This window comes from Streptomyces sp. NPDC030021 (assembly GCF_055574035.1).
Map to the genome: position 1 here is coordinate 1 of NZ_JBVIAH010000052.1, position 1,927 is coordinate 1,927.

The 1,927-nt window shown below is 70.7% G+C and carries 1 protein-coding gene; it reads right to left on the reverse strand.

The features are described from left to right. Positions 1-1,837: sialate O-acetylesterase (locus ACZ4YL_RS41280; protein WP_468123664.1), on the reverse strand; the 1,837-nt coding region annotated here is incomplete at its 3' end. Positions 1,838-1,927 lie beyond the last annotated feature (90 nt).

The window sequence follows — 1,927 nt, forward strand, 5'->3', positions numbered from 1 at the left end:
TGTCGGTGCCGCCGGCGAGGTGGCCCGCGCCGTCGCCGGTGTAGAGCTTGAGGTTGTTGCTGGCGTCGATCCCGGCGATGTCCTGCTTGCCGTCGGCGTTGAAGTCGCCTGCGGCGATGGACTTGAAGTTGGCCCACAGGCCGTCGTGGCCGAGCATGTTGCTGCCGCCCGAGACGTGGCCCGCACCGTCGCCGGTGTAGAGCTTGAGGTTGTTGTCGGCGTCGATCCCGGCGATGTCCTGCTTGCCGTCACCGTTGAAATCACCGGCCACCGTCCGAGCCGAGGCACGAGCTCGTGGTGGGGTCGGCGGGCACGTGGCGAGGGGCGTCGGGAACGCGACCGCCTGACCCGCCGGGAGCGGGAGGTCGTAGAACGCCAGCAGGCCCATCCCGTTGCTGTTGGTGATCCACGGGCCGGCTCCGTCGTGGCCGATGTAGCTGACGCCGGTCGCGCCCGACGCAGGTCCAGACAGCCGCAGGTGGATGAATCCCGGGCGTACCGCGACGGCCGCCACGGACACCGCGCTCCCGTTGACGAGGAAGTCGGTCACCGGGCCACAGCTTGCGACCACGGTGTCCGAGAGGTGCCGGAGGGCGATCGTGATCTCGGTGCGGTCGGCCTTCGAGAACCATGCCCGGGCGGGGTCCGGGGCGGTACTCGCCGTCGCACTGCCCCCGTAGTAGTCACGGGCCACCGCGACGAAGTCGCGGTCGGCGAGGTCGCGATAGCCGCCGACGTAGTAGAAGTGGCAGTTGTCGGGGCCCTGGCCGTCCAGCCCGGTGGTGGACAGGACGGTGACGCCCGGCAGGTCCGCGTATCGTCGCTGGGCCTCGCGTTCCTCGTACGAGTTCTGCGGCCGGCCGCCCGCGTCGAGGCAGCCGTTGCGGATCTGATGGGCGTACACGTGCTGCACGCCCGGGTAGTCGGCCTTCCAGTCGTCCAGGAGGGAGCGGAAGCCAGTGGTCTGGGCCGCGACGTCGTTGTTGTCGGACTCGCCCTGGTACCAGAAAATGGCGCTGACCCGCTGCTGGACGCCGGCGCGTTGCGCACGGCTCAGGAGGCGGCCGTAGCTGGTGTCCGCGGCAGCCGGGTTCGCGTCATTGCGCTGGAAGAAGCCGACCGGTACGCCCTCGTGTCCGCCTTGGAGGACGGCGACGGGGATGCCGTCGGTGTTCACCACCTGGCGGCCCAGTCGCAGCCCGTACTGGCCGACCGCACCCGGCGCCTGGTATGCGTCGCCGTCCGCGGTCCGCCAGACGTCGTCCTGGACGGACGCGGTCGGATCACTGGTCGAGGAACCGAACGTCCGCACCCAGGGCGACCGGTCACCATTGCTGGAGTTGGAGGTGTCGCCGGGGTTGTCCGGGTTGGACGGGAACTGCTTGCGGGCCGCGGCGTTGGACTGCCCGTTCACGATGAACACGTCACCGGCGACGATGTCGGTCCAGGCGGCCTGGAGCGTGGCGGTCGACCCGGCGACGGAGTAGAGACGGAAGGCGTAGCTGTTGAGGCTCGCCACGATCTCCGGGGCGAACGAGAACGTCGAGCCGGCCCCGCTGACGGGGACACTGCTGGACGACACCTGGATGCCGTCCCGGAGGACGTCCAGGCGCACGGCGGTCGTCCCGGGACGGGACACGCTTCCGGTGATCGGGACGACGGCCTTGCCGGAGACCCGGTCGCGGGGGAACAGCTGATGGTCGCGGGGTGCCTCGTTGAGCTGGATGGTGCCGTCCGCCGCAGTGGTCTGCGCCGTCGCGGCGACCGGAGCGGCGAGGACCAGGGCGAGCGCCGCCGCGCCCGTGACGAGGGCGCGGCGGCGGCGGGTGTGACCCATCAGAAGCCCGCCCACCAGCCGGTGCTGCCGAGCATGTCGGTGCCGCCGGTGACGTGGCCGGCGTTGTCGCCGGTGTAGAGCTTCATGTTG